The organism is Dyella silvae (assembly GCF_026421305.1).
Taxonomy (GTDB): Bacteria; Pseudomonadota; Gammaproteobacteria; order Xanthomonadales; family Rhodanobacteraceae; genus Dyella; species Dyella silvae.
On sequence record NZ_JAPJBQ010000002.1, the window covers coordinates 138,140 to 161,898 of the forward strand.

At 61.2% G+C, this 23,759-nt stretch carries 28 protein-coding genes and 1 tRNA gene; 23 read left to right on the forward strand and 6 right to left on the reverse strand.

What is annotated here, in order from left to right:
* Positions 1 to 23: 23 nt before the first annotated feature.
* The 4 genes from dusA (at position 24) to OQE56_RS04870 (ending at position 3,521) form a co-directional block, all read left to right on the forward strand.
* Positions 24 to 1,028, forward strand: coding sequence for a tRNA dihydrouridine(20/20a) synthase DusA (gene dusA / locus OQE56_RS04855; RefSeq protein WP_267222132.1), 1,005 nt, complete (start codon positions 24 to 26; stop codon positions 1,026 to 1,028).
* Positions 1,029 to 1,124: 96 nt separating this feature from the next.
* The gene (locus tag OQE56_RS04860) at positions 1,125 to 1,445 is read left to right on the forward strand and encodes a hypothetical protein (RefSeq protein ID WP_267222134.1); all 321 of its coding nucleotides are present in this window, start codon (positions 1,125 to 1,127) and stop codon (positions 1,443 to 1,445) included.
* Entirely contained in the window at positions 1,445 to 2,137 is a 693-nt protein-coding gene (locus OQE56_RS04865; protein ID WP_267222135.1) for a response regulator transcription factor, read from the forward strand. Before OQE56_RS04860 ends, OQE56_RS04865 begins: the two co-directional genes overlap by 1 nt.
* Complete coding sequence (locus tag OQE56_RS04870; RefSeq protein ID WP_267222137.1) at positions 2,103 to 3,521, forward strand: ATP-binding protein; 1,419 nt, start codon at positions 2,103 to 2,105, stop codon at positions 3,519 to 3,521. The genes OQE56_RS04865 and OQE56_RS04870 overlap by 35 nt, the downstream gene beginning before the upstream one ends.
* Positions 3,522 to 3,629: 108 nt before the next feature.
* Here the strand turns inward: OQE56_RS04870 and OQE56_RS04875 are convergent, their stop codons facing one another.
* On the reverse strand, positions 3,630 to 4,397 hold the full coding sequence (locus OQE56_RS04875; RefSeq protein WP_267222139.1) for a M90 family metallopeptidase: 768 nt from the start codon (positions 4,395 to 4,397) through the stop codon (positions 3,630 to 3,632).
* 12 nt (positions 4,398 to 4,409) lie between these two features.
* Entirely contained in the window at positions 4,410 to 4,721 is a 312-nt protein-coding gene (locus tag OQE56_RS04880; protein ID WP_267222141.1) for a hypothetical protein, read from the reverse strand.
* Positions 4,722 to 4,968: 247 nt separating this feature from the next.
* Here OQE56_RS04880 and OQE56_RS04885 point away from each other — a divergent pair, with 247 nt between their 5' ends.
* The 4 genes from OQE56_RS04885 (at position 4,969) to OQE56_RS04900 (ending at position 7,593) form a co-directional block, all read left to right on the forward strand.
* Positions 4,969 to 5,940 (forward strand): biotin--[acetyl-CoA-carboxylase] ligase, encoded by a 972-nt coding sequence (locus OQE56_RS04885; protein WP_267223363.1) that lies wholly within the window; start codon positions 4,969 to 4,971, stop codon positions 5,938 to 5,940.
* Entirely contained in the window at positions 5,937 to 6,695 is a 759-nt protein-coding gene (locus OQE56_RS04890) for a type III pantothenate kinase (RefSeq protein WP_267222144.1), read from the forward strand. The genes OQE56_RS04885 and OQE56_RS04890 overlap by 4 nt, the downstream gene beginning before the upstream one ends.
* Before the next feature lie 38 nt (positions 6,696 to 6,733).
* Positions 6,734 to 7,465 (forward strand): SPOR domain-containing protein, encoded by a 732-nt coding sequence (locus tag OQE56_RS04895; RefSeq protein WP_267222146.1) that lies wholly within the window; start codon positions 6,734 to 6,736, stop codon positions 7,463 to 7,465.
* 52 nt (positions 7,466 to 7,517) lie between these two features.
* Positions 7,518 to 7,593: transfer RNA gene (locus tag OQE56_RS04900), tRNA-Thr, on the forward strand.
* A 125-nt stretch (positions 7,594 to 7,718) separates the two neighbouring features.
* Here the strand turns inward: OQE56_RS04900 and OQE56_RS04905 are convergent.
* A complete protein-coding gene (locus OQE56_RS04905; protein WP_267222148.1) occupies positions 7,719 to 8,495 on the reverse strand; it encodes a hypothetical protein in 777 nt (258 codons plus the stop codon).
* A gap of 734 nt (positions 8,496 to 9,229) precedes the next feature.
* On the opposite strand from OQE56_RS04905, the gene OQE56_RS04910 reads away from it, so the two are divergent.
* From OQE56_RS04910 to OQE56_RS04925, 4 genes are all read left to right on the forward strand, one after another.
* Entirely contained in the window at positions 9,230 to 9,916 is a 687-nt protein-coding gene (locus tag OQE56_RS04910) for a hypothetical protein (protein ID WP_267222150.1), read from the forward strand.
* 364 nt (positions 9,917 to 10,280) lie between these two features.
* Positions 10,281 to 10,610 carry a hypothetical protein gene (locus tag OQE56_RS04915; RefSeq protein WP_267222151.1) on the forward strand — a complete coding sequence of 110 codons (330 nt, stop codon included), beginning with the start codon at positions 10,281 to 10,283 and terminating at the stop codon, positions 10,608 to 10,610.
* A gap of 148 nt (positions 10,611 to 10,758) precedes the next feature.
* Positions 10,759 to 11,067 carry a HigA family addiction module antitoxin gene (locus OQE56_RS04920; protein WP_267222153.1) on the forward strand — a complete coding sequence of 103 codons (309 nt, stop codon included), beginning with the start codon at positions 10,759 to 10,761 and terminating at the stop codon, positions 11,065 to 11,067.
* A gap of 243 nt (positions 11,068 to 11,310) precedes the next feature.
* The gene (locus OQE56_RS04925) at positions 11,311 to 12,243 is read left to right on the forward strand and encodes an MBL fold metallo-hydrolase (protein ID WP_267222155.1); all 933 of its coding nucleotides are present in this window, start codon (positions 11,311 to 11,313) and stop codon (positions 12,241 to 12,243) included.
* 132 nt (positions 12,244 to 12,375) lie between these two features.
* On the opposite strand, the gene OQE56_RS04930 is transcribed toward OQE56_RS04925, so the two are convergent.
* Positions 12,376 to 12,837, reverse strand: a complete 462-nt coding sequence (locus OQE56_RS04930; protein WP_267222157.1) for a YybH family protein — start codon at positions 12,835 to 12,837, stop codon at positions 12,376 to 12,378.
* 269 nt (positions 12,838 to 13,106) lie between these two features.
* Positions 13,107 to 13,631, reverse strand: coding sequence for a nuclear transport factor 2 family protein (locus OQE56_RS04935; protein WP_267222158.1), 525 nt, complete (start codon positions 13,629 to 13,631; stop codon positions 13,107 to 13,109).
* A gap of 67 nt (positions 13,632 to 13,698) precedes the next feature.
* Here OQE56_RS04935 and OQE56_RS04940 point away from each other — a divergent pair, with 67 nt between their 5' ends.
* The 4 genes from OQE56_RS04940 (at position 13,699) to lldD (ending at position 16,673) form a co-directional block, all read left to right on the forward strand.
* A complete protein-coding gene (locus OQE56_RS04940) occupies positions 13,699 to 14,175 on the forward strand; it encodes an Lrp/AsnC family transcriptional regulator (RefSeq protein ID WP_267222159.1) in 477 nt (158 codons plus the stop codon).
* A 107-nt stretch (positions 14,176 to 14,282) separates the two neighbouring features.
* Entirely contained in the window at positions 14,283 to 14,687 is a 405-nt protein-coding gene (locus tag OQE56_RS04945; protein ID WP_267222160.1) for a VOC family protein, read from the forward strand.
* A 271-nt stretch (positions 14,688 to 14,958) separates the two neighbouring features.
* Entirely contained in the window at positions 14,959 to 15,456 is a 498-nt protein-coding gene (locus tag OQE56_RS04950) for a nuclear transport factor 2 family protein (protein WP_267222162.1), read from the forward strand.
* Between the two features lie 50 nt (positions 15,457 to 15,506).
* The gene (gene lldD, locus OQE56_RS04955; RefSeq protein WP_267222164.1) at positions 15,507 to 16,673 is read left to right on the forward strand and encodes an FMN-dependent L-lactate dehydrogenase LldD; all 1,167 of its coding nucleotides are present in this window, start codon (positions 15,507 to 15,509) and stop codon (positions 16,671 to 16,673) included.
* A gap of 21 nt (positions 16,674 to 16,694) precedes the next feature.
* On the opposite strand, the gene OQE56_RS04960 is transcribed toward lldD, so the two are convergent.
* The gene (locus tag OQE56_RS04960; protein ID WP_267222166.1) at positions 16,695 to 17,666 is read right to left on the reverse strand and encodes a LysR family transcriptional regulator; all 972 of its coding nucleotides are present in this window, start codon (positions 17,664 to 17,666) and stop codon (positions 16,695 to 16,697) included.
* 86 nt (positions 17,667 to 17,752) lie between these two features.
* Here OQE56_RS04960 and OQE56_RS04965 point away from each other — a divergent pair, with 86 nt between their 5' ends.
* The 7 genes from OQE56_RS04965 (at position 17,753) to OQE56_RS04995 (ending at position 23,753) form a co-directional block, all read left to right on the forward strand.
* Positions 17,753 to 18,682 (forward strand): DMT family transporter, encoded by a 930-nt coding sequence (locus OQE56_RS04965; RefSeq protein ID WP_267222168.1) that lies wholly within the window; start codon positions 17,753 to 17,755, stop codon positions 18,680 to 18,682.
* Positions 18,682 to 19,377, forward strand: a complete 696-nt coding sequence (locus OQE56_RS04970; RefSeq protein WP_267222170.1) for an isochorismatase family protein — start codon at positions 18,682 to 18,684, stop codon at positions 19,375 to 19,377. The genes OQE56_RS04965 and OQE56_RS04970 overlap by 1 nt, the downstream gene beginning before the upstream one ends.
* A gap of 251 nt (positions 19,378 to 19,628) precedes the next feature.
* Entirely contained in the window at positions 19,629 to 20,039 is a 411-nt protein-coding gene (locus OQE56_RS04975) for a VOC family protein (protein ID WP_267222172.1), read from the forward strand.
* A gap of 239 nt (positions 20,040 to 20,278) precedes the next feature.
* Positions 20,279 to 20,746 (forward strand): nuclear transport factor 2 family protein, encoded by a 468-nt coding sequence (locus OQE56_RS04980; protein WP_267222174.1) that lies wholly within the window; start codon positions 20,279 to 20,281, stop codon positions 20,744 to 20,746.
* 275 nt (positions 20,747 to 21,021) lie between these two features.
* On the forward strand, positions 21,022 to 21,402 hold the full coding sequence (locus OQE56_RS04985) for a rhodanese-like domain-containing protein (protein ID WP_267222175.1): 381 nt from the start codon (positions 21,022 to 21,024) through the stop codon (positions 21,400 to 21,402).
* 39 nt (positions 21,403 to 21,441) lie between these two features.
* Positions 21,442 to 22,356 (forward strand): arginase, encoded by a 915-nt coding sequence (gene rocF, locus OQE56_RS04990; RefSeq protein WP_267222178.1) that lies wholly within the window; start codon positions 21,442 to 21,444, stop codon positions 22,354 to 22,356.
* A 35-nt stretch (positions 22,357 to 22,391) separates the two neighbouring features.
* Positions 22,392 to 23,753 carry a tryptophan--tRNA ligase gene (locus tag OQE56_RS04995; RefSeq protein ID WP_267222180.1) on the forward strand — a complete coding sequence of 454 codons (1,362 nt, stop codon included), beginning with the start codon at positions 22,392 to 22,394 and terminating at the stop codon, positions 23,751 to 23,753.
* Positions 23,754 to 23,759: the final 6 nt, after the last annotated feature.

The following is a 23,759-nucleotide window of genomic DNA, read 5'->3' on the forward strand; positions in this document are numbered from 1 at the left end:
GGTCAGCCGGTACAATAGGCGGCATGTCTGCCCCCACCCTGCCTTTGCGTCAGCCGCTCCAGAAGGACGACTGGCGCCTCACCGTCGCGCCCATGATGGACTGGACGGATCGCCACTGCCGGTATTTTCACCGGCTGCTGTCGCCGCATGCCCGCCTGTATACCGAGATGGTGACCAGCGCTGCGCTCGTGCGCGGCAAGCAGTTGCGCTTGCTCGAGCACAGCCAGCAAGAGCACCCGGTGGCGCTGCAGCTCGGCGGCAGTGAGCCGCAGGAGCTGGCCATCGCCGCGCGTTACGGTGCGGATGCTGGTTACGACGAGATCAACCTCAACGTTGGATGTCCCTCCGATCGCGTGCAGTCCGGCCGCTTCGGCGCGTGCCTGATGCGCGAGCCGGCGCTGGTGGGCGATTGCGTGAAGGCCATGCGCGATGCTGTGGACGTGCCGGTGACCGTGAAATGCCGCATCGGCGTGGACGATCAGGACGACTACGCCGGCCTGCAGCACTTCACCGAAACGATGATCGGCGCCGGTATCGAAGTGCTGGTGGTGCACGCCCGCAAGGCCTGGCTGCAGGGCCTGAGCCCCAAGGAAAACCGCGAAATTCCGCCGCTCGACTACGAGCGCGTGTATCGCCTCAAGCGCGAGTTTCCCGAGCTGGTGGTGGTCATCAACGGCGGCATCACCACCGTGGCCGACGTGCAGACGCACCTGCGCCATGTCGATGGCGTGATGCTGGGCCGTGCCGCGTATCACGACCCCTACATCCTGGCCCAGACCGAAGCGGCCCTTTACGGGGAGCCGATGCCCGCGCGGGAAGACGTGTTGCTGCACATGCGTCCCTATATCGAGGCCGAGCTGGCGCGTGGCACGGCGCTCAAGCACATCAGCCGCCACCTGCTGGGCCTCTACCAAGGCGAGCCGGGCGCGCGCGGATTCCGACGCCAGCTGAGCGAAGGCGCCCATTTGCCCGGTGCCGGCTGGGGCTTGATCGAGCAAGCCATGGCTCAACCGCGGGTTGCCGCGTGACGGCGTCACCTTATCCGGTCAATATTCAGCCCCGATTCCATAGTCTGAACGACGATGGATACCCTCCCCGCAGGTGCCCCGGGTTTGTTTAACGAAATGAGAACAATTCTGCGCTCGCTCGCCTGTCTGCTGACCCTGTCGGTGGGTGTGGCGGCGCATGCGGCGCAGTCGGCCGAGCCGGCCATGTCGTTGGAGCAGGCGGTGGCCCAGGTGCAGCAGGAGACTGGCGGCAAGGTGTTGTCGGCCAGTACCGTGCGGCGGGGCCGCAGCTCGTTCGAGCACCGCGTAAAGGTGTTGACGCCAACCGGGCACGTGCGTGTGGTAACCGTGACGACGGAAGCTAGCAAGGGGCCGGCTTCCAATGATTCAACCAAGAACCCGTCCAGTGACGGCGGAAGCAACAAGGAGAAACACTGATGCGCATCCTTTTGGTTGAGGACGAAGCTCCGCTGCGCGAGACCCTCGCCGCCCGTCTGAAGCGCGACGGTTTTGCCGTCGATGCCGCCCAGGACGGCGAAGAAGGCTTGTACATGGGGCGGGAAGTGCCCTTCGATCTGGCCATCATCGACTTAGGCCTGCCCAAGATGTCGGGCATGGATCTGATCAAGTCGCTACGCGAAGCCGGCCAGCGTTACCCCATCCTGATCCTTACCGCGCGTGGCGGCTGGCAGGACAAGGTGGAAGGCCTCAAGCACGGCGCCGACGACTATCTGGTCAAGCCGTTCCACGTCGAAGAACTGCTGGCGCGCATCAACGCGCTGGTGCGCCGTGCCAGCGGCTGGTCCAAGCCGGTGCTCGCCTGTGGCCCGATCAAGCTCGACACCACGGCGCAGACCGTGATGGTGGAAGGCAAGCCGGTCGATCTGACCAGCTACGAATACAAGGTGCTCGAATACCTGATGCTGCATGCGGGTGAGCTGGTCTCCAAGGCCGACCTCACCGAGCACATCTATCAGCAGGATTTCGATCGCGACTCCAACGTGCTGGAAGTGTTCATCGGCCGTCTGCGCAGGAAGCTGGACCCCGAAGGCAACCTCAAGCCCATCGAGACAGTACGTGGACGCGGATACCGCTTTGCCATCCCTCGCAGCGAAGCCGAAGACGAGTGATCCGACTCCGCCGCGCCGCCCGTTTTCACTGGCGGCGCGCGCGGCGCTGGCTACCGGTTTTGTGTTGGCCGCCTTTCTCGGGGTGGTCGGGCTTACGCTCACCCGCACGAATGCCGACAGCGCACTGAAGGGCCTGCAGGATCGACTGCAGAATTTCGTTGTGGCTTATCTTGCCGGCACCGAAGTGGGGCGTTCCGGCAAAGTGCTGTTGCCTGACACACCGCCCGATCCAAGTTTCTCCCGGCCGGGTTCGGGGCTCTATGCCGTCGCCATCGGCGACAACGGTTTCAAGTGGGAATCGGCCTCCGCCATCGGGCGCGACTTCGGTTTCCTGCATCCGCTGCCGCCGGGGCACGAACAATTCGTGGGTCCCGTCGATACGCGCATGGGGCGCCTTTACTACTACACCTATGGCGTAGCGCTGGACACGGCTGAGAAGAAATCGGTGCACCTCACCTTCATGGTGGCGCAGACCGAGGATCAGCTTGAAGGCCGCAACGCCGTGTTTCGTCGCAGTCTCGTGTTCTGGCTTGCGTCGTTGGGTGTGATGCTGATTCTGCTGCAGCTGGTGCTGCTGCGCTGGAGTCTGCAGCCGCTGCGCCACGTGGCCAACGAAATGTCACGCGTAGAGCGTGGCGAGCGCGAGCATCTGGGCGATCAGTATCCCGCTGAGCTCACTGGCCTTACCGAGCGTATCGACGCCTTCATCGACAGCGAACGCGAACAACGTATCCGCACGCGCAACACTCTCGCGGATCTTGCGCACAGTCTGAAGACGCCGCTGGCGGTGATCCGCTCCGCGCTGGAGTCGGTGAGCGGCGAGTCGGGTTTGCGCGAACCGGTGCTCGATCAGGTGCGCAAGATGGACGAACTGGTCGCCTACCAGCTCGCCCGCGCGGCCACGTCTGGCCGCCAGACTTTCGCCACCACCGCCATTCCCATTGCCGGCCACGCCGAAGATCTGGTGCAAAGCCTGGAGAAGGTCTACGCCGCCAAGAACGTGCTGTGCGAATTCGATATCGACGACAACGCCGCGTTCTATGGCGAACAGGGCGACTTGCTCGAATTGATGGGCAACCTGCTGGAGAACGCCTTCAAGTGGGCGCGCCATCAGGTGCTGCTTGTCGTGAAAATGCGTCCTGTCGCCGGGCGTCAGCGCCCCGGTTTGTGGCTGAGTGTCGAAGACGACGGTCCCGGCATCGACGAAGACAACATCGAGAGCGTGTTGCAGCGTGGCGTGCGTGGCGATGAGCGCGTACAGGGCCACGGCATCGGCTTGTCCATCGTGCAGGACATTATTCGCGCCTATGGCGGCGAGCTGCTGGTCGATCGCTCACCGGAGTTCAATGGCGCACGCTTCAGCGTGAAGTTGCCGCCGGGCTGACGCGTTTCGCTCCCTCTCCCCTCTGGGGAGAGGGTTGGGGTGAGGGGCCAATCTAGCCTCACCACCGGCTACTGCGATCACCACCCTCAACAGCATCGCGACCGCCCATCACCCCTGCGCCGACGACGGCCCGTAGTACGCCTGCAAAAGATCCGCCACCGCCGCATCCGCACGGCGCAACACCCCAGGCTGCGACCAATGCAGCTCACTCACCACCGCAAAGAACTCGTCCGGGCTTTCCGCCGCGTACGGGTCAATCAACGTGTTCCGCCCGCGCGCCACATCGTTCGAGAGCAAATCAAACGCACGCTGAAACGACACGATCCACTGCCTGCGCGGGATATGCGGCGGTAATGGCGGCACGCCATCGGGCGGGCCATCGAGCATGTCCAGCTTATGCGCGATCTCGTGCACCACGACGTTATAGCCGTCCCACGGCTGGGCGAGGTCGAGCTCCACATCGGCCAGCGACAACACCAGCGGCCCGTGTTCCCACGCTTCGCCAATCAGAATGTCATCGCTTTCCGTGATGACGCCGCTGCGGTCATCGTGATGACTGCGGCGCACTTTGAACTCGCCGGGATACACCAGAATCTCGCGCCAGCCACGCAAGGCGCGTGGCCCCTGCGTCAGCACAGGCAAGCACGCTTGCATGGCAATCAGTGTGCGCAGCGATTCGGTGAGCTCTGCACCTGCCAGCGCATGGAAGCGCTTGCGCGCAAGAAAGACGCCCACGAGACGACGCAATTCATCCTGCCGCGTGCCATCCAGCCGCTGCGCAAGCACGCAAGCATCAAGCGCATCGCGCCAAGGTTTCTCAGCAAGCGGGGGAGGGCTTAGATAGGCGCGAAAGCGCCGCCACCAGGTATCCGGCACAGGCCACGTTCTTTACTGGATGGAGCCGGGTAGCAGCGACTGCCAGCCGAGATGGGCATGACGACCACGCGATGCCGGTGCCTGGTTCGCGTTCGGGCAATTGTCGCTGGAAGAAGATGAGGATGCGGGATTCGCCTGATTGCTGCCTTCGCGCGACAGGCCGAGGGCATCACCACCACTGCCGGCGCCGTCGTGGCTGCTGGAGCTGCTATCCACTCCACGCTGCATGGTGCTCAGATCCTGGCCGTCCGCGTCCATGGCCGATGCAGCGCCAATGCTGCCGACACACAGTACACATCCAATCAAGAACTTCCCGAGACCCATGGCGGCTCAACCCCTTGATCCGCAATCCAAGAACCGGATGCTGGCAGAAAAATAAGGGCGATACCAGTGCCGCGGCAGCCGTCTGGAAAGGCGTGCGAGTCCCAGAAGTCATGCGACTCTCGATGGCCGTGCGACTGCGTTGCGGCGGCCCGGCAGGCTAGAATTGCCCGATGCTTTCGCCCCTATCAGCGCTCCCCATGACGACCTGTTGCTGCCCACGCGGCGGCTCCCGAGCGAGCGCTTTCTGATGCAGGCCCAGGAGCTGCTCGTAGCGCTGGCGGATGGCGGCATGGTGTCGGGTGCCTCGCTGGCTGAACGTGCCGGCGTGACCCGGGCGGCCATCTGGAAACAAATCGAGGCGTTGCGTGCGCGCGGCGTACCGGTGGAATCGCGCGGCACCGCTGGTTACTGCTTGCCGTGGCCGGTGCAATTGCTAGGCCTGCCGGCGATCGAGGCAGCGCTGTCGCCGGGCACTCGCAAGCAACTGGGCAAGCTCGAGCTGCACTGGGAAATCGACTCGACCTCCAGTGAGATTCAGCGCCGGCTCGCCGAACTCCCCGATTTCAGCATGGTGCTCGCCGAAACACAGAGTGCTGGCCGCGGGCGGCGTGGACGCCGTTGGCTGTCCCCGCCGGGGCTCAATATCTATCTCTCCTGTCTCAAGCGCTTTGATGCGGGTTTTGCCGCGCTTTCCGGGCTTTCGCTGGCCGTGGGTGTGATCGTGATGCGTGCGCTTACCGCGCTGGGTATCGATGGCGCCGGTTTGAAATGGCCCAACGACGTGTTGAGCGACGGCGGCAAGCTGGCCGGCATCCTGGTCGAGCTCGGCGGTGAATATCAGGGGCCCTGCGCAGCCGTCATCGGCGTCGGCCTCAATGTGCGTCTGACGTCTGCGCTGCACGAACAAGCAGGCCAGCCGGTGAATGATCTGGCGACCCTGGCGGCGGGCATCGTGCCTGATCGCAATCGCGTGGCGGCCGCGCTCATCACCGCGTTGGCCGATGGCCTTGCACAGTTTGAACGCGAAGGCTTCGCGGCCTTTGTCGAGGAATACGCGCAACACGACCTGCTGCGTGGCAAAGCACTGAGCGTGCAGGGCGCTCTCGGTCCGCTCCAGGGCACCGGCGCTGGTGTCGATACACGCGGCGCATTGCTGCTGCAGACCGATGAAGGTTTGCGCGCTATCGACAGCGCCGACGTCACGGTGCGCCGCGCATGAGGTTGCTGCTTGATCTGGGCAATACCCGCCTGAAATGGGCCCTGCGCGACGGCGCTTGCTGGCATGCGCAAGGCGCAGTGGGCTGGAACGAAGACGTGGTGCTGGCGTTGCACGAAGCGTGGCGCAACCTGCCTGCACCCCACGACGCCTTCGGTGCTTCCGTCGTCGATGGCGCACGCGAGGCGCAGGTGGCGGCGGTCGTGTCCGCCTGCTTTACGCGCGACACCGAGTGGCTGCGCACCCCGGCCGAAGCCTGTGGCGTGCGCAATGCCTATCCCGAACCGGCACGACTCGGTGTGGATCGCTTCCTCGCCATGGTCGCCGCCCACGCCGAAGGGCTGGCGCCGTGCGTGCTGGCAGGCGTCGGCACCGCGCTGACGCTCGATGCGCTCACTGCCGATGGCCAGCACCTCGGTGGGTTGATCGCCCCCGGGCCGCAGCTCATGCAGCAGTCCTTGCTTGGCGCCACCGCACGCGTCCATGTCGAGCGCCCCGGCACCGTGCTGGAAGCGGCCGACAACACACCCGATGCGGTCGCCTCCGGCTGTTGGCAGGCTGCGGCCGCGCTGATCGAACGTTTCGTGGCACACATGTCGCCCGCGCTGGGTGGTGCGCCGCTGCTGATCCTCGGCGGTGGCGATGCCGAAGCGCTGCAATCGCTGGTCGCCGTTCCGTCCCGGCTCAGCTCAGACAGCGTGCTGCTCGGGCTCTCCGTGTGGTCGGATGCACACTCTCCCCTGGCATCAGCTCTCTAGAATGCTGCTGCCCCAGACGCTTGCCTGATGGATCGCTGATGTTTCTGCGCCTGCTCTTCGTACTGCTGATTGCACTCAACATCGCCGTAGGCGCGTGGCTGCTGCTTGGTCAGGACGACGTGCACGGCCGCAGCGCCACCGACGCCGGCGTGCCGGAACTGCACCTGCTGAGCGAACGCCCGGCGGCACCTGCCACCAGTGCGCCGGCGCCCGTGCCGGCCGCCACCGTGGCTACCGCTGCAGCGGCCGCTTCCACGCCACCACCGCCGGCGGCACCCGTGGTGGCTCCGGCACCGGCTCCCGCGCCACCCAGGCCGACCAGCTACACCTGCATCGCGCTGGGCCCGTTCGCCACCCAGGTCGATATGCGCAACGCCCGCAGCGCGCTGAGCAATCAGGCCGCACGCATGCGTCAGCGTCAGGAGCAGACCACCCAGACCACCGGCTGGTGGGTCTTCCTGCCCGGTGGTGGCAGCCGCGATAAGGCGCTGGAACTCGGGCGCCGCCTGACCGCCGCCAACGTCGGCGAATACTTCATCGTCGGCTCTGGCGATCAGCCCAACACCATCTCGCTGGGCCTGTTCAAAGATCCGGCCAATGCCCGCCGCCGCCGCGACCAGGTCGCCGCCGCCGGGTTCCCCGCCCAGATGACCGAGCGCACCGAAAGCGTGGCGGAATATTGGCTGGATGTGGTCATCCCCGACACCGGCCGTGCCGACTGGCGCAACCGCGTAAAGGGCGTGGGCTCGCACAGCACGGGCTGCTTCTGAGCCCCGCGCTTTGGCGTTCAGCCACCCCGGCCTGCTAGACTTGCCGTCCTTCGCCGGTATAGCTCAGTTGGTAGAGCAACTGATTTGTAATCAGTAGGTCGCGGGTTCGACTCCTGCTGCCGGCACCAGACAAATAAAAGGCTTGCGTGGACGGCTCCGCGCAAGCCTTTTTTGTTGGGTAAGAATGAGCGCCGACAGTGGTGCTGGAATCGGTCTTTGCGGTTACGGAAAGTGAACCTGACCCCGTTCTTCCTTAGAGGACGTCTTCTTCGTCTTGCGTGAGAAGCAGGTCAATTTGAGCTTTGAGGCGCGATTTATCGGCCTCAAAGAACGGCGTTGGTATGACGAGCCATGCTCTCCTTCCTCCCGAGAGCCTGACTGGGATTCGGTCCTCGGCACTGCCCGCTTCGGGCAACACTACCGTTGGAGCCATTGAAGATGTGCCCGGCGACGATATCGTTTGGGAGAATGGTGCTGTTACAGGCTGCTGTTCTAAGGGTGCAGGCTGCAACTCCCCGACCTGACCTCCGACTGATTCGGTCGAAGGCTCATATTCGGCAGAGAAGTAGTTCGCAAATGCTACCGATTCCCGGAAGGCCGAAAGAACGGACTCAGCCGCGGAGGGTACAAACCCTCTTTGAATTAGTTCATAGCGCAGGTTTGCATCTGACGGTAACCCAGTTGAGTACTTGTCTAAGAGATCGCTGTACAACGAGGGCGAGCGGACAAATTGCCTCAGAAGTTTCTGTCTCAAAGCTGCGTCCGGAGCGAACTTATAAGATTCGACTGCCTTGGTGATTGCCAAGACGCCGTCCTCGACTCTCTCAACCAAGCCGAAATATCGCAGCGAAGCGATCATCGTTAGGGCTGAGCCGCTGTTTGCACTCTTGTAGCCCAAATTATTTGCAAACACCTCCGTGGGCGCTGGGTGCAGCCTGTCCTTTTCGTAGACCTTCAGCGCGCGATCAAGCGCCTCTGGCAGCGAGGAGGAAGGAGCCCTAGGACTCTTCTTTCGGATCGTGGCGCTCATGAAGGCTACCTCTTAAGCTGGGCTTAGCAGTGAGCTTAAAGCATAAGATTAAAAGCTTTCTCTAATCAATACAGATCTCTGTTTTAAAAGAATATTTGTTGAGCTTTTAAGATTAAAGCTCAGTATTCGCTATTTGCGAATAGAGAATACTTGCACTTTTCGCTCGTTCTGCTGCAAATTGCTCGTGATTCGCGAATCGAGGGCATTGCCATGTCCAAGCAAGGCGTACTGAAGCCACAGGACCTCTTAGTTGCACTCAAACTTGCTTCCAATCCGGAGCGAGAAGTGAAATACGCCGCGCTCGGCGCTGAAGTCGACATTTCCGCGTCAGAAGTCCATGCATGTGTCAAACGCGGGACCCGGTCAGGCCTAGTGACCGTGAACTCTGGTTCCCCACAGGCTGTCCGTTCGGCACTAGAAGAATTTGTCGTGCATGGCGTCCGCTACAGTTTTCCAGCTACCTACGGACCTGTATCGCTAGGTCTACCTACAGGTGGTCATGGGCCTGTGCTCAAGGAACACTTCGCCGTGGAAGATCCATCGATGTTGTATGTATGGCCCGATCCTAGGGGGACTGTACGCGGTACAGCGCTATATCCCCTATATCCTTCAGCAGTTGCCGCGTCGCTTTACGATCATCGGCTCTACGAGCTCCTGACACTTGTAGATGCGATTCGAGCAGGCACCGCGAGAGAACGTGAACTAGCCATCGTTGAATTTCGGCGACGCATTGTATGAATCCCAACGACATCAATTTGGCCGTTATCGAACTTGCTGCAAAGGAGTTGGAGCCGCTCCTGGACCAACTGACGTTGGTCGGCGGTTGCGCAGTGGGGCTTCTAATAACGGACCCCACCAGACCAGCAGTTCGAGCCACCATCGATGTGGATTTGCTCACCGAGGTGACGAGCCTTGTTGACTATTACGCGCTCAGTAACGAACTCACGAACTTGGGGTTCGTCCTGAGTGGAGACATCGTCTGCAGATTTAGAAAGGGTGGGCTCATTGTTGACGTGATGCCGACTCATAACGACGTACTTGGCTTTGGGAATGCCTGGTATCCAGCGGCTTTCGAGCAAGCCCTTCAACTTAACCTACCGAGCGGTCGTAAAATCCGTCATGTATCCGGGCCCTTTTGCCTCGCCACCAAATTGGAAGCGTTTCACGGGCGAGGTAACGGCGACTACATGCACCATGACATTGAAGACCTCGTTAACTTGATCGACGGACGTCCTGAGCTGACTGAAGAGGTTCGTTCTGGAAATGCGGACCTCAGGGACTACCTCGAAGAGCAATTTGAAGGCTTGCTAGGCGACAATCGATTCATCGAAGCAATCCCGCAACACTTCCACCCTTCAGAAGACCATGGTCGGCGGCTGCCGATGGTTATCGAGAGAATGCGTCGCATAGCGGGCCTATAACCAATTGCCAAAAGGGGCCGGAGGTAATTAAGTTGCATAGAAGAGTGGCGACTTAATTGGCTCTGGGCTCCCCCTGAAGTCCAGGACACCGCAAAGCGAGGATGGTCCACACACTCGGGCCAGCTCACACCGCCCGTTGTCCGCGTCAGGCCAATCAGTCGGCATGTCGGCCATCATGAGGGTAGCGCGTCGAGGCAATTCCCTACAGCGGCCCGTGGCGGCCCTGAGTACTCTCGAAGGGTCGCTCGCGGTGTCTGTGTACCGGTTGCCGCGAGTGACCATGGCAGTGATGTCATGAAGCGCGGGCCGCGAGTGTTTGCACCACTCACGACCCGCTGACCAAAAGCAACGATAGGAGTTGATCTTGGCTACCCACGATCATACGGCACGCGCACGCCTGCCCGTTCCCGCCGGCAGCACCCACACTCTTCCACCCGACACCCTCACGGGATCGGCGTCGGCACTCCCTCCTGAGCTCGTGTTCACCCGCGAAGACCTCGCCCTGGCTGCGTATGCCCTGACGCGGCTACGCATCGATCACGAGCAGTGCCTGCACGCCCGCACCCAAGGGTTTCCCCACAAGTCGCTGGAATGGCCGCTCTCGGCCTCCGTGGCCATTGCAGTGGCCACCGCGATCCAGTGCCTTGAACGTCTGGTGGATGGGTCCGGTGAGGCGTTGAGAGTGAACGCTTAGCCCCGTCCTGTGATCGTTCCCCGTGGCGCATCGATACCCATCGATGCGCCACACCTGGGCGATCACGCACAGCGTCGCAGGACATTCCCCGACACGCATCGATGTCATCCCTGATGCGTCGCCTTGCCGTGCCTGACCGGAAAATCCGATGAACCTGATTCGCCCCGACCCGCATCTGCGGGTGGACCCTTCCTTGCGCCTGCGCACCCCCGGCGAGGTGCTGAAGCACGACTACCTGATACCCCGAGCCATGAGCCTCTCCGCTCTCGCCCGCCGCACGGGCATTACCGTGACCAGCCTCCGGCGACTCATCACGGGCGACATACCCATGCGCGCCAATTACGCCATTCGTCTCGCCGTGGTACTCAACACCAGTGCGCTCTACTGGATGCTGCTGCAAGTGCAGTGCGACCTGGAGCGGGAAAGGCGCGGGCGCGAAAGGGGCGGAGGTAGTTAAGTTGCATCTCAGAGCGGTGGTTTAACTGGTCCCGCCTCCGATCTTGGTCCTAGACCGGTGGCAACGGCAGTCTTCACTCGTCGTGGAACCAGTCCGATGAAAAATGCGCTTCTCATGACTCATCGCCCGTGTTGATCAATGACGAAGCGCTTCCTTTTGAGTGCGGCCGGTGTTGAACGTCCGCGGCACTTCCCGTTTTCGCTCCAGCATCGGGCCTATGCGTATACGCCCGTGGGGACACTCATGTTCAAGCTCTCGCTTTGCCTCGCGCTATGGATATTCGCCGTTGCCAGCAGCATCGCTGCGCCGGTTGTGCCGCCGCTGGATCTGGTGGTGCTTGGGTCTGGTGGCCCCGGAGCGACGGGGCGAGCCGGGGCGGGGTATGTGGTGCTGGTTGATGGCGAACCTCGGATTCTGGTGGATGCAGGGCCGGGGACGTTTGTGCGGCTTGGTGAGGCCAAGCTGTCGTTGGCCAAGACGGATATCGTCTTGCTGACGCATTTGCATATTGATCACACCGGCGAGCTGCCCGGCCTGTTCAAGTCGCGTGCGATCTCAGGCGGCGGCCCCGTGAATTTCCAGGTCTTCGGCCCAACGGGACACCGCGGCGAAGGCGATGAGGCCACCTTCCCGTCAACCAGCCGCTTTATCGATCTGTTGTTCGGTCCCGATGGCGCCTACAGCTACCTGCACGACTTCGCTGCCCCGATGACGATTCACGCGACGGATATCGATGCATCCGCGAACGCCCCCGCGGAGCCGAAAATGATTTATTCGGAGCATGGACTGACGATCAGCGCGATAGCGGGTCACCATGGCGATGCACCCGCGGTGATCTATCGCATCGACTATCGCCATCAAAGCATCACCTTCAGTGGCGATATCGACGCCAAGGGCATCGATCATCTGCGTCGCATCGCGCAACACACCAGCCTGTTGGTGTTCAATTGCGTTGTGCTTGATCCGCCCGGTTCCCGCCCCGTGCTCTATACGTTGCACACGCCGCCCAAAACGATCGGTGTCGTAGCGGGCGATAGCGAAGCCACCACACTGCTACTCAGCCATTTGTCGCCATCGATTGATGAACATCGGGCCGACGTGGAGGCGTCCATTCGCGAGCACTACAAGGGGAAGATCGTGTTTGCCCAGGACGGTATGCGGCTGCAGCCTTTATGAAGCCCTCCGACCCACCAAAGGGGGCAAACAAAAAAGCTTGCGCGATGGGTCTCTGCGCAAGCTTTTTTGTTGGAGTGGGGTGAGCATCGAATGGGATGCCGGGCGCGATCTCCGAGTCTGCAGAATGTGTTCTTAAGGCTTCGCGCTGGTAGGTGCTGGATCGTCGGAGGCGTGATCGACGGTGTAAACCCAGTGGCCACCGACTTTCCGGGCGATGTCGGTGTAGCGTCCGTTTTCCGTTTTCGCTGCGCCGCCGGCCCTGGGTGTATAGGTGATCGAGTAGGTGCCCCAGCCTACCGAGTCTTCGCCAACGGTTTTGTCGCCCATTGGCTTGAGCTCTACGTTGGTCACCTTGTTGTCGGCGAAGAACTTCGCGTAACTGTCGCGGATGGCTTTGTTGCCCGTCGTCATCGTGCCGCCCGGCGCCCACATCACGGCGTCGGCCGCGTAGCAGGCGGCGGTCGCGTCCGCGTTGCTCGCGAGAAATGCCTTGTGCCAACAGGCATCCGCCTGCTGGGAGCCGGCTTCGGCGGCGTAGCCGGGGAGCGCAAAGACACACAGCAACGTTGCTGCGATAGACAGGTAGCGGTGCATGGTTGAATCCTCCGCGTCGGATGCTTTCCCCTGTGCCTGGGGTCTATCCATGGGCGATATCGCACATAGATGGCCGGACGCGATGGCTTGTCCATAACGCATTGGTTCTATGCCCCGCAGCTCAAATGCGGGGGAATAGAAGAATCAGGTTTTTTTGCTGGATTGCTCTGGCCATGGCGACCAAGAAAACTGACATCTTCTTCTAGTACGCCACGCACCCCTACCGCGCCTCATCGTGACACCGGGAGAATGGATCTCCCGGGGGTCACTCACTGTGTCGCGGGAGTTGACTGATAGAACACATTCAGCCATTGACCGTCTCGCTTCATCCATAAGGACGAAGCGTAACTGTTGATCTGGAATCCCTTGCCGTGATCGAGCCCCGATGCCTTCACGAGGTAGGTGATAAGTACTGCGTTGTCGGAAACGACATGGATGTCGAACCCTGAAAGGTCGCATGTCTTGAACTGGACATTCGCGTCCATGGCGGAAGACTCACTGAGCGCTCTGTCGGTGAATCCTTTCCCTGAAGCCGTAAAGAAGTCCGGCGCGTGAAAGGCTTTATAGGAAGCGGCATCTCCCTTGATGGCCAGATCCCAGCTCAATCGCTCTTTGGCAATCAGGCTCTGGCCAATCACGTCACTCGATGTGGCTTGTGACGGGGTTGGGCCCTGTGGCGTGGCATAACAGGCGGCCGAAACCAGGACGTTGAGCGCCAGTGCAAGCGCTATGGAGGGCAGGGAGGCGCCATTCAGGCGGCTATGTTTTGTGAGTACAATTCGTTTATTTGTCATGCAGATAGGATGAAATTAGAGTTCAGCCACTGTCAAACGAATAGATTTCGTTCGTATGAGCCTAAAAATGGATATCGACCGAACAGACTTCGCCATTCTTCGGCTTCTGATGAAGAACGCGTGGTTATCCAACAAAGAGATCGCGGCGGCAGTCGGTCTTGCCCCATCAAGTTGTCACGAGCGAATCAAATCGCTCAGGGCGCGCGGCATCCTTAAGAGCGCGCACGCTGAGGTGAACCTCGAAGCCATCGGTTTCGCGCTGGCCGCGGTTCTGTTCGTACAACTTGGAAAACTGGAAGACCACGTCGTCGACGAGTTCCTTCGTTCAACGGCCGCCGTTCCCGAAGTTCGCGGCGTGTCTCTCGTATCAGGCCGGTTTGATTTGATTGTCCACGTGGCCGTTCGCGACATGGAGCACTTGAAGGAGATCATTTCAAAGCACTTCAATCGGCACGCTGTAGTGACGCGTGTTGAAACGTCCGTCGTGTTCAACCACGAAACACAGCACGCCATGCCGCTTTCCGATAGCGATGCATTTGCCTGACGCTTCTCTGGTAATGGGTCAGCGTTTTCCGCTCGATGGCACATGCCGGGGCGGCTAAAAATTACTCCACCTCTCTGTTTCTGCACTTTTCTGCAAAGGAGAAATCCGTGAGCAAACACGTGTTCATCAATCTCCCGGTTGCCAACCTCCCGAAGTCGATAGCCTTCTTCAAGGCACTCGGCTTTTCACAGAATGCGCAGTTCACCGATGATGCCGGCGCGTGCTTCGCCGTCAGCGATACGATCTCCGTCATGTTGCTTACACACGCCAGGTTCCGGGACTTCACACCCAAAGCCATCTGCGACACGAGTAAGGCCGTGGAGGTTCTGTTCTCCCTCAGTTGCGAGAGCCGCGAGGAGGTCGATGGTCTCGTCGCCAAAGCGATCGCCGCGGGTGGCTCGACCTACGACAAGCCGGAAGATTTCGGTTTTATGTATACGCACAGCTTTGTCGATCTGGACGGCCACGGATGGGGACTTCTCCACATGAGTGCTGCGCCGCCACCGCAGTGAGCTGTCGGAATCATGTGACGCACGGGCCGCTAACCCATGCATGGCCACGAGCGGCCGAAGACGTTTCCGGTTGCTATACGCACTCTTCACCGTTTGCTTGCTAAAGCGCATGTGATCAAGGCGCACAGTGGTCAGCCCGGCAAGGGTGGGCGTTTTGCAAGGCCGTGTTGATTGGGGGCTGCAGGAGCCTGAAGGCAGGGCGCATTGACACGATCACGCCTCGGTACAGGGCGTGAGCTTCTCTCTCACCTCCGTAAAGGGAGGACATTCGATGAAACGTTTCATGCTCCTTGTGGCGCTAGGCCTCGCTTTTCAGGCGCTAGCAGCTCCGCCCGCCGGCGATATGGACAAGGGCAGCCCGGCCGACATCCTTCAAGTACGCAATGTGGAGATCACTTTCCATCAAGCGGGTAGCGTGCTCCCCAGCAAAGATCTCGAGCTGATGATGAGCCTCTACACGGATGATGCCGTGCTCACCGATACGGCCAACGGGAACAAGCAATACAAAGGCAAGGACCAGGTTCGACATTACTTCCAGGATGTGGCGGGGCCTTTCCGGCCACAAAATCATTGGATCGGCTACACCCCGGCGATGCGCATCCGCAGCCAGGTCGATGGCGATAAGGCCACGCTGTACTTCCAGTGCCTTTGGATGGACGCCGACAAAAACGCCATCGGAGCGCATTCGTTTTCCGATATGACATTGGCCCGCGTCAATGGACGGTGGCTGGTGAAGACGATCAGCGTTGGCAAGGTCGACAAGCTCTGACCGCTGGCGGTGTCAGGACGACACAGTCATTGGACTGAAGGAGGGATCGCATGATCATTTCGGCGCCGACCGACTATCGTGAGGCTGCGCGTCGTAGGCTTCCCCGTTTTCTCTTCGACTACATCGATGGCGGCGCCAACACCGAACAGACGCTTCGCCACAATGTCAGCGATCTTTCAGGCATCGCGTTGCGTCAGCGCGTATTGAGGAACGTTGCCGACCTTAGCCTTGGCACCGAAGTGTTTGGCCAGTCGTGGAGCATGCCCGTTGCGCTTGGGCCGGTGGGGCTGACTGGCATGTACGCGCGGCGCGGCGAAGTCCAGGCCGCGATGGCGGCCGCCCGGTTTGGCATTCCCTACGCGTTGTCCACCGTATCCGTCTGTCCCATCGAAGAAGTGCAGAGACATTCCGATCGCCCCATCTGGTTTCAACTCTACGTGCTCAAGGATCGTGGCTTTCTGCGGCATGCGTTGGAACGGGCGCAGGCGGCAGGGATCACGACGCTCGTGTTCACTGTGGACCTGCCTTTGCCCGGCTCGAGGTACCGCGACAGACATTCGGGGATGTCGGGCCCGGCGGCACCGCTTCGTCGTATCGGGCAAGCTTTCTTTAAGCCACATTGGGCCGTCGATGTGGGCTTGCTCGGTCGGCCGCTCGATCTTGGCAACGTGTCGGCGTACCTGGGGCGTCCTGTTGGCCTCGCTGACTACATAGGCTGGATTGCGTCAAATTTCGATCCCTCCATCGGTTGGTCAGATCTCGAGTGGATTCGTGACTTCTGGAAGGGAAGCTTGCTCATCAAAGGCATTCTCGACCCTGAAGACGCGCGAGACGCCCTTCACTTTGGTGCGGATGGACTCGTGGTGTCCAACCATGGTGGACGGCAGCTCGACGGCGTACCGTCCACCGCGCATGCACTACCCGCCATCGTTGATGCGGTGGGTGACCAACTGAGCATCCTGGTGGATTCAGGCATTCGGTCTGGCCTGGATGTCGTGCGTATGCTCGCGCTCGGCGCCCGTGGCGTGCTGCTCGGCAGGGCCTACATCTACGCGCTTGCAGCCGCTGGCGATGCAGGCGTATCCAATCTCCTGGCGCTTTTCGCCAACGAAATGCGTGTGGCGATGACGCTTTGCGGCGTGCGCTCCATCGCTGAGATCACGCGCGACATCCTCGTGCGGTCGAATTCGCCCGAGCTGAAGCGGCTCGTGACGTAGGGGCCAGTGGTCGCGACGTTTTTATGGGCGTGACGCGGTTCGAGGTGACTTTGTTGAACGTGTTTCTGTGGTTCGCCAGCCGGGTGTCTGTTTCCAGGTGTCGACAAGAAAATCGAGAAACACCCTTACTTTGGCTGGCACGTAGACACGCTTTGCCATCACCGCGTGTATGCCGAGGTCAGCGAATTTCCAATCTGGAAGCGCCACCTCGAGTCGGCCGGATGCAATGTCATCCGCCACTGCGAATGCCGGCACGCGTGCCAATCCGGTGCCTGCAAGTACTGCCGCGCGCAGTGCGAGTGACGAGTTGGCTTCCAGGCGTGACCTTAGTGCGACACGCACTTGCTCGCTTCCTTGCGTAAGCTCCCAGGAACGCGCCAGCGGCGTTAGCGAGTAGTGGAGGCACGTGTGTGCATGCAACTCACCTGGGTGTGACGGCCTGCCATGACGATCAAGGTAATCGGGCGTCGCACAAAGCAGTACCCGGGTGTCACCAATTTTTCTGGCAACGAGACTCGATGCATCGAGTTGCGCCGAAATACGTAAGGCAACGTCGAATCCTTCAAGAACGATATCCCTCGGCCGATCGTCAAATTGAAGGTCGAGATCGACCTGTGGGTAAGCCTTGAGAAAACCGCCCATCCAGGGGGCGATATGCAGCAAACCGAAACTCATCGGCGCGGTAACGCGCAACCGGCCTCGGGCAACGGTCTGGGTATCGGCAACGGCATCCTGTGCGGCACGTACAGCCGCCAGTGCTTCTTGCGCGTGACGTAGATAAGCCTGGCCTGCTTCGGTAAGGCTGAGCCGTCGCGTGGTGCGTTGAAGCAGTCGCGCGCCCAATCGTTGTTCCAGCGCCGACACTTGTTTGCTGACCGCCGCCGTTGATAACTCCAGACACTCGCTTGCCCGTACAAAGCTTCCCAGTTCGGCCACGCGGACAAACGCCAACAGTCCAACCAGATCGAGCGAGGTGTCGCTGATTATTGACATAGGGAAACAATGAATTCGCAGGGAGGCGGATGATGGCGAGCGGCCGCGAGGCTAGCATGCCGGCGATTGTTCGAAAGGAATTCGGCGTGAGCCGCACGACCATTCTGCACATCGTGTTGACGTTCATCACAGGAAGTTTGATTGGGACAAGCTTTGTCTTGACCAAGCTTCTGCTCGGTGAAGGCATTGGCCAGATCGGTCTCGCTTTCGTGCAGCTTGCGGGCGCGAGTGCGTTACTGCTGACTGTTCTTTGGTTTCGCAACGCGATGCCGCGATGGAATGGTGCTCTGCTGCGTTACTTCTTCGCTGCGTCGCTCATAGCACTTGCAGCGGGCCCTCTGCTTGGCGCATGGGTGCTGGGGCGAATCCCCGCGGCTGTCTTTACGGTCGTGGTGACATTCTCTCCCATGTTCACCACGTTGCTTACCGCGCTTATCGAGCGGCGTTTGCCTTCCGCCAAGGCGATGGCGGGCGTTCTGTTAGGTCTTACGGGTGTGTTGCTGGTGTTGCTGCCGCGCATCCGTGTCGCGCCGGATGAAGAGGCGCTTGCGCTGTGGTTTGCACTCGGCGTACCTCTGTTGCTCGCGATCGGTAATGTTTATCGCTCACGTTACTGGCCACCACAGTTAGGCGCGCCTGCCGCTTCGGCGGGCGGATTGGCCATGCAAAGTCTGTTGTTGATTCCATTGCTCGCCACCACGCCGCGCGTGGGCATGGTCGCCTTGTTTGGTTCCGCGTCGCTGCTCGCCGCGCTGGTGCTGGTTACGGTGGCGGCCAACGTCGCGGGCTCCACCTTGCAGCGCGTCGCTGGCGCAACGGCGTACAGCCAGATCGGCTATGTCATCGCGCTCACCGGTGTGGTGGCCGGTGCCGTGATTTTTGACGAGCGCCTGGATGCCATGTTCTGGCCAGCGCTTGTGCTGGTCTTTGCCGGCATCGTGCTCAACAACAGCGCGCAGAAATCAGCGCGGCCCGTTTCCGCGGTCTCCCCCATCCTTAGCAGGAGCAATACGTAATGCGTAACCGTTTCAAGGCGATCCTCGCTGTGGCATTGGCTTTTGCTGCGCAGATGACCGCGCACGCCAGTCAGCTCGATCCGCTCACCCCCGAAAACAGCGTTGTGCTGATGGTTGACTACCAGCCGCAGTTTGTCTTCTCGGTACAGTCGATTGACGTGAACAAGCTGATCAATAACGCCGAGGGTCTGAGTCTCGCGGCGAAGACGTTCAACGTGCCGACGTTCTACGCCACCATCAGCGCCAGTCAGTTCGGTGGCCCCTTCTTTCATCAGCTGACGGATGCCCGGCCGGATGTGAAGCCCTTCGATCGCACCGTCATCGACCCGATGCAGTTTGCACCGTTGCACGATGCCATTGCCAAGAGCGGCCGCAAAAAGCTCCTGGTCAGCGGGCTGTGGACCGACTCGTGCGTGACGCTGCCGGTGCTCTCCGCGCTCAGGGAGGGTTACGAGGTTTATGTGGTGGTGGATGCAAGCGGCGACGTCTCGAAGGAATCGCACGATGCAGCCGTTGAGCGCATGGTGAAGGCAGGAGCCGTGCCGGTGACCTGGATGGCCGTGATGCTTGAATGGCAGGGCGACTGGAAGCGCAGCGACACTGCAGGTCAGGTCCAGAAGATTGCCCAGACGCACGGCGGCGCCTGGGGGCAGGGCATCGACTACTTCCACAGCATGGTTGCGCCGAAGCACTGAGGGTTACGGAAGCAGGCTCACGTCGAGTCACCGGTGTCACGCGCTATGCGTATGGATAGCCCAGGTTGCGTTGCCATCTCTCACGGAAGAGGGGGCGCGCAGTGGCCTGTCTGGCCGTCAGGGCGTGACATCGGTGGCCGGCACCCCGGCGGATTGGCAAGCTATAGTGCGTGTCGATTTTCCCCAAGCTCAATCGTCAATAAGAAACCGCGGCGGTCCTGTCGCGGCTTACCTAGGATAGGGTCCAGATAATGAGCAAGATGATCTTCGTTAACCTGCCGGTAACCGACCTCAAGCGCTCAAAGGCGTTCTACGAGGCCATTGGTGCGGCCAACAATCCTGCATTCAGTGACGACACCGCGGCGTGCATGGTGATCTCCGAGACGATCTACGCGATGCTGCTTACGCACGACAAGTGGCGGCAGTTCACGAGCAAGCCCATCGTTGATGCACACAAGAATGCGCAGGTGCTGTTGTGCCTGTCGGCGGAGAGCCGCGACGAGGTGTCCAGCCAGGTCGACAAGGCCAGTGCTGCCGGCGGCAAGGCTGACCCCACGCCCGTGCAGGACTATGGCGTCATGTTTGGCCGCAGCTTCGAGGATCCGGATGGCCATATCTGGGAAGTGATGTGGATGGATCCCAACGCTGTCCCGCACGGCTGAGTATTTGCTCTGTAGGCAACACGAGGTCAGAGACACGTTCTTCAACGTGGAGAAGGTCTCTGACCTTTTAGGGCAACACCCGCGAGATGTTCACGCTCGATCGTGTATGACCTACCATCTGTCTGTGGTGCGAGGCGAATAGGCGCGCAGGATGACCATGATGGTTATGGCGTCACTGCGGTTATGTCATTCGCTCAGCCCCCTGTGGGGTCTCTGGTCGTCTATGCGTCGAGGTGTTTATGGAAATCCGTCAGCCGGTTCCCCCGTTCACCCTCGAAACGGCCAGACAGAAAGTACGGTTGGCGGAAGACGCCTGGAATAGCCGCGATCCCGAACGCGTCTCGATGGCGTATTCGGAAGACACCCACTGGCGCAATCGCGCCGAATTCATCGACGGCCGCGCCGCAGCAAAGGCCTTCCTGACACGCAAATGGAACCGCGAGCTCGATTACCGCCTGATCAAGGAACTCTGGACGTTCGCCGGAAATCGTATCGCCGTACGCTTTGCCTACGAGTGGCATGACGACTCGGGGCAGTGGTATCGCAGTTATGGCAACGAGAACTGGGAGTTCAACGAGGCGGGGTTGATGACCCATCGCCACGCCAGCATCAACGATCAGCCTATTGCCGAGGCGGAGCGGAAATATCATTGGCCGCACGGACGCCGGCCGGACGACCATCCGGAACTCAGCTCGTTCGGCTTCTAGCGCAAGGCACGATCCGGGGGTTGCTTAACCCATGTGGCGACCTCGCCACGCCTGCCACGGTGACCGCATCCCGAGGGCTTCTGACGTCAGCGCCCCGTCGTTGAGCGGCCACTGCCGGGTAGAATGGCAGGGCTACAGAGCTGACCGACAGGGAATGTTGCCTTGCTTTGACGGTACTATGGGCGGCAGCCAGAACGCTGGCTGGTCATTTATTCATATTATTCAATGTGTTGGCGGTGATTTGGATTGCCGCCCACTGGATGAGGGTTTCCCGCATGCGCAAAGGCCCCTTGGCCCTGATTCTGGTGCTGGCGGGTATGTGCTCGGCCATGGCAACGGAAGCGCCGCTCAGTGTCGGGCAGCTGGTGGAACGCCAGCAAGCCGGGCAGGCCCCGCTTCTGCTCGATGTGCGCCATGCCGATGAGTACAGCGATGGCCATATCGCGGGAGCCCTGAATATCCCCGTCGAGCAGCTGGCCAGCCGCGCCGGCGTACTGGGCGTGCCGCGCGATAGCGAGATCGTGGTGTACTGCGTGGCGGGCCGTCGTGCGGCGCGGGCGCAGGAGACGCTGGAATCGCTTGGCTACAGCCATGTACGCGTGCTCGAAGGCAGCCTCAATGCGTGGCGTGAGCAACATCTTCCCCTGTCGCACTGACGCCGCTGCGCTTTCCGTTCTCCACATCCACAGGTTTTCATGGTCAACAAGACACTTTCCCTGATCGGCGTTCCCACCGACATCGGTGCGGGTCATCGTGGCGCATCGATGGGCCCCGAGGCATTGCGTGTGGCCAACCTCGTTGCGAGGCTGGAGCGGCGCGGGCTGGACGTGGTCGATCGCGGCAACCTGCAGGGTCCGCTCAACCCCTGGCAGCCGCCGCACAACGGTTACCGCCATCTGCCCGAAGTGGTGGCCTGGAACGAGGCCGTGCATACGGCCATCTACGCCGAGCTGGCGGATGGGCGGTTGCCGGTGATGCTGGGTGGCGACCACTGCCTGGCCATCGGCTCGATCAGCGCGGTGGCGCGTCATTGCCGCGAGCAGGGCAAAAAGCTGCGCGTGCTGTGGCTGGATGCGCACGCCGATTTCAACACGGCCGAAGCCACGCCGTCGGGCAATATCCACGGTATGCCGGTGGCGTGTTTGTGCGGCAACGGCCCGAAGGAACTGATCGAGCTGGGCGGCCACCTGCCGGCCACGACGCCTGACGTGTTCCGCCAGATCGGCATCCGCTCGGTGGACGAAGGCGAGAAGCGTCTGGTGCGCGAGTCGCGCGTCAGCATCTTCGACATGCGCCACATCGACGAAGTGGGCATGAAGCGCACGATGGAAGAAGCGCTTTCCGATGTGGATGACAACACGCACCTGCACATCAGCTTCGACGTCGATTTTCTCGACCCGACCATTGCGCCGGGCGTGGGCACCACGGTGCGCGGCGGCCCGAACTATCGCGAAGCGCAGCTGTGCATGGAGATGATCGCCGACACCGGACGCATGGGCTCGCTCGATATCGTCGAACTCAACCCGGCGTTTGACAAAAAGAATCAGACCGCACGCCTGGCGGTGGATCTGGTCGAATCGCTGTTCGGCAAATCCACGCTTATCCGCTGAACGCACTCACGACACGAAACTAAGAACGAGAGCTCATGAAGACCCGCGTACTTACCGGCATCACCACCACTGGCACGCCGCACCTCGGCAACTACGTCGGCGCGATCCGCCCCGCCGTGGCCGCCAGCAAACGCGATGACGTGGATGCGTTCTACTTCATGGCCGACTACCACGCGCTGATCAAGAGCGACGACCCGGCGCGAATCGAGCGCTCGCGTCTTGAGATTGCCGCCACGTGGCTGGCGGCGGGCCTCGATCCGCAGAAGGTCACGTTCTATCGCCAGTCGGATATTCCGGAGATTCCGGAGCTGACGTGGTTTCTCACCTGCGTCACCGCCAAGGGCCTGCTCAATCGCGCGCATGCCTACAAGGCGGCGGTGGACAAAAACACGGAAACGGGCGAAGACCCGGATGCCGGCGTCACCGCGGGCCTGTACATGTATCCCGTGCTGATGGCCGCCGACATTCTCGCGTTCAACGCGAACAAGGTGCCGGTGGGGCGTGACCAGATTCAGCACATCGAAATGGCGCGTGATATCGCGCAGCGTTTCAATCATATCTACGGCCGCGAATTCTTCGCGCTGCCTGAAGTGGTGATTGAAGAACAGGTAGCTACCTTGCCGGGCCTGGACGGCCGCAAGATGTCCAAGAGCTACGACAACACGATCCCGCTGTTTGCCGGCGGGCAGAAGCATCTGCGCGAAACGATCATGCGCATCGTCACCGACTCGCGTCTGCCGGGCGAGGCGAAGGATCCGGATAGCTCATCGCTGTTCACCATCTTCCGTGCATTCGCGAGCGATGCCGAATCGGCCGCCTTCCGTCAGGCGCTGGTGGACGGCATCGGTTGGGGCGAAGCCAAGCAGGTGCTGTTCGAGCGGATCGAGACGGATGTGGCGCCGATGCGCGAAAGCTACGACGCGCTGATGGCGCGACCGGCGGTGATCGAAGAGATTCTGCAGGAAGGCGCCAAAAAGGCACGCGCGATTGCTGCGCCGAAGGTGGCCGAACTGCGCGATGCCATTGGCTTGCGCTCGGGTGTGTCGATCGCACCGCAGGCCAATGCCGCAAAGGCAGCTCCCAAGGCAGGCAAGACACCGCGCTTTGCCAGCTTCCGCGATGGCGACGGCAGCTTCCGCTTCCGCTTGTTCTCCGGCGACGGTGAAGAACTGTTGCTGTCCAAGTCGTTCGCCGATCCGAAGGCCGCCGGCACGCTGCAAAAGCGCATCAAGGAGCTGGGGGCTGCCGCGGTGGTTCACGTACAACCGCTGACGCTGGTGCTGGAGCTCGATGGCGAGCACGTGGCCGCCACACCTACCTACGACGGCGAGCACGCGCGTGACGAGGCCCTGGTGCGTCTGCGCGGCGCGCTGGACCAACTTGCCGCGCAAGAGTGACCTGAC

Coding starts and splice junctions, on each gene's coding strand:
- dusA (WP_267222132.1), top strand. CDS start 24: ATGTCTGCCCCCACCCTGCCTTTGCGTCAGCCGCTCCAGAAGGACGAC.
- OQE56_RS04860 (WP_267222134.1), top strand. CDS start 1,125: ATGAGAACAATTCTGCGCTCGCTCGCCTGTCTGCTGACCCTGTCGGTG.
- OQE56_RS04865 (WP_267222135.1), top strand. CDS start 1,445: ATGCGCATCCTTTTGGTTGAGGACGAAGCTCCGCTGCGCGAGACCCTC.
- OQE56_RS04880 (WP_267222141.1), bottom strand. CDS start 4,721: ATGGGTCTCGGGAAGTTCTTGATTGGATGTGTACTGTGTGTCGGCAGC.
- OQE56_RS04885 (WP_267223363.1), top strand. CDS start 4,969: ATGCAGGCCCAGGAGCTGCTCGTAGCGCTGGCGGATGGCGGCATGGTG.
- OQE56_RS04890 (WP_267222144.1), top strand. CDS start 5,937: ATGAGGTTGCTGCTTGATCTGGGCAATACCCGCCTGAAATGGGCCCTG.
- OQE56_RS04895 (WP_267222146.1), top strand. CDS start 6,734: ATGTTTCTGCGCCTGCTCTTCGTACTGCTGATTGCACTCAACATCGCC.
- OQE56_RS04905 (WP_267222148.1), bottom strand. CDS start 8,495: ATGAGCGCCACGATCCGAAAGAAGAGTCCTAGGGCTCCTTCCTCCTCG.
- OQE56_RS04910 (WP_267222150.1), top strand. CDS start 9,230: ATGAATCCCAACGACATCAATTTGGCCGTTATCGAACTTGCTGCAAAG.
- OQE56_RS04920 (WP_267222153.1), top strand. CDS start 10,759: ATGAACCTGATTCGCCCCGACCCGCATCTGCGGGTGGACCCTTCCTTG.
- OQE56_RS04925 (WP_267222155.1), top strand. CDS start 11,311: ATGTTCAAGCTCTCGCTTTGCCTCGCGCTATGGATATTCGCCGTTGCC.
- OQE56_RS04930 (WP_267222157.1), bottom strand. CDS start 12,837: ATGCACCGCTACCTGTCTATCGCAGCAACGTTGCTGTGTGTCTTTGCG.
- OQE56_RS04935 (WP_267222158.1), bottom strand. CDS start 13,631: ATGACAAATAAACGAATTGTACTCACAAAACATAGCCGCCTGAATGGC.
- OQE56_RS04940 (WP_267222159.1), top strand. CDS start 13,699: ATGGATATCGACCGAACAGACTTCGCCATTCTTCGGCTTCTGATGAAG.
- OQE56_RS04950 (WP_267222162.1), top strand. CDS start 14,959: ATGAAACGTTTCATGCTCCTTGTGGCGCTAGGCCTCGCTTTTCAGGCG.
- lldD (WP_267222164.1), top strand. CDS start 15,507: ATGATCATTTCGGCGCCGACCGACTATCGTGAGGCTGCGCGTCGTAGG.
- OQE56_RS04960 (WP_267222166.1), bottom strand. CDS start 17,666: ATGTCAATAATCAGCGACACCTCGCTCGATCTGGTTGGACTGTTGGCG.
- OQE56_RS04970 (WP_267222170.1), top strand. CDS start 18,682: ATGCGTAACCGTTTCAAGGCGATCCTCGCTGTGGCATTGGCTTTTGCT.
- OQE56_RS04975 (WP_267222172.1), top strand. CDS start 19,629: ATGAGCAAGATGATCTTCGTTAACCTGCCGGTAACCGACCTCAAGCGC.
- OQE56_RS04980 (WP_267222174.1), top strand. CDS start 20,279: ATGGAAATCCGTCAGCCGGTTCCCCCGTTCACCCTCGAAACGGCCAGA.
- OQE56_RS04985 (WP_267222175.1), top strand. CDS start 21,022: ATGCGCAAAGGCCCCTTGGCCCTGATTCTGGTGCTGGCGGGTATGTGC.
- rocF (WP_267222178.1), top strand. CDS start 21,442: ATGGTCAACAAGACACTTTCCCTGATCGGCGTTCCCACCGACATCGGT.
- OQE56_RS04995 (WP_267222180.1), top strand. CDS start 22,392: ATGAAGACCCGCGTACTTACCGGCATCACCACCACTGGCACGCCGCAC.